Below are 1,627 nucleotides of genomic sequence, written 5' to 3' on the forward strand. Positions count from 1 at the left end.
ACAACCAGAGCTTCCTCACCGGAGGACAACGTCTCGTCGTGGGCATCGGCCTGCGAGGCGGGTGGGTCGCCCACCTGGAGGCGCACCGCTCCAAGCGCATCATCGAGGTTCCCTGACCGGGCACTGGGGCTAAAATCGAGGCCCCCTCTCTCGATAACGGCGAGGGCGGCAGTGGTCTGCCCCCGCCAGCGGGGCCAGTTAGAACGGGAGAGCTGTTGGTGTTTCCTTCTTCTTCTTCCGTTCCCCATTCGGGGGTGTCGGCGAAGGTCGTAGCGCCGCAGGCGCGGAGGCCACGTTGGGGATTGCACACTCGGCTGCATAGCGCGCCGGCGTCTTGTACCCCAGTGAGCTGTGGGGGCGCACTTCGTTGTACTCGACCCGGTACCGCTCCGCCAGACCCGCTGCCTCCTCGCGCCCGCGGAAGAGTTCCTGGCTCAGGAACTCTTCCTCAAAGCGGCTGTTGAAGCTCTCCACGTATCCGTTCTGCCAGGGGCTCCCCGGCTCGATGTAGAGCGTCTCGACACCGCTCTGCTCCAGCCACGCCTTCACGCGCTTCGCGATGAACTCCGGCCCGTTGTCGCTGCGCATGGCACCCGGAGCCCCGTGGACCCGCACCTGCTCCTCCAGCACGCGCAGCACCTGCTTCGACGTCATGCTCCGCCCCACCTCGATGGCGAGGCACCTCCGCGTAAACTCGTCGATGACCACCAGGAACTTCAGGCCCCGCCCCTCCGCCGTCTCGTCGCTCGTGATGTCGTAGGTCCATACGTGGTGCGCGTACTCGGGCTTGCGCACGTGGCAGGCGTTCGCCCCATCGCCCGGACGAGGGCGCTTGCGCGCCACCCGGCGCACCTTCAGCCCCGCCTCGCGCCAGAGGCGGTACACCCGCTTCGGGTTCACCCGCCACCCCTCGCCCATCAGACGGCCTCGGATCATCCGGTAGCCGTAGCGTGGATGCTGCAGCGCCAGGACGCGCATCCGCTCCATCAGCTCCGCATCCCCCGCTCTCCGGCGCAGCACCCGCTGCTGCGTGTTCCGGCTCTGCCCCAACACTCTGCACGCCCGGCGCTCGGAGATTCCGAACTTCGCCTTCACGTGCGTAACCGCCACACGTCTCCGCTCCGGGCTCAGAAGTTTCCCCGCGCCACCTCCCGCAGCACGCTGATGTCGAGCGCCTGCTCCGCCACCAGCCGCTTCAACCGGGCATTCTCCTGCTCCAGCTCCTTGAGCCGGCGTGCCTGATCGACTTCGCCTCCCTCGTACTCCGCCCGCCACCGGTAGTACGTCGACTCGCCGATCCCCAGGTGCCGGCACACATCGGCCGTCTTCTGCCCGGCCGAGAGGAGCGCCTCCGCCTCCCGCAGCATCCCCAGGATCTGCTCCACCGTAAAGTGCTTCTGCCGCATCGTGAAGTCCTCCTCGGCCTCCCGGCCTCGTGGACTCCCATTCTAACTGGCCCCATTCTGGGGGGGCACCCCAGGGCGAGCCCCAGCGAGACGGGTGAGGGCCCCTCCGCGGCTTGCGCGACGCTGCCGCGCTCGGGCCACCGTGCATACCCGGGCAAGATCCTTTGGGCCTGCGTGCTCTGGATGAATGCTGCAACGCCGGTGTGCCGGCCCGCAGGATG

Annotated in this window: 1 pseudogene; it reads right to left on the minus strand. The window is 68.1% G+C overall.

Annotated features, from left to right (window positions below):
- Nucleotides 1-324: 324 nt before the first annotated feature.
- A pseudogene (locus tag VF697_RS17415) lies at nt 325-1,406 on the minus strand (IS3 family transposase); the annotation flags it as partial.
- Nucleotides 1,407-1,627 lie beyond the last annotated feature (221 nt).

Source organism: Archangium sp. (assembly GCF_036388035.1).
GTDB lineage: Bacteria > Myxococcota > Myxococcia > Myxococcales > Myxococcaceae > Archangium.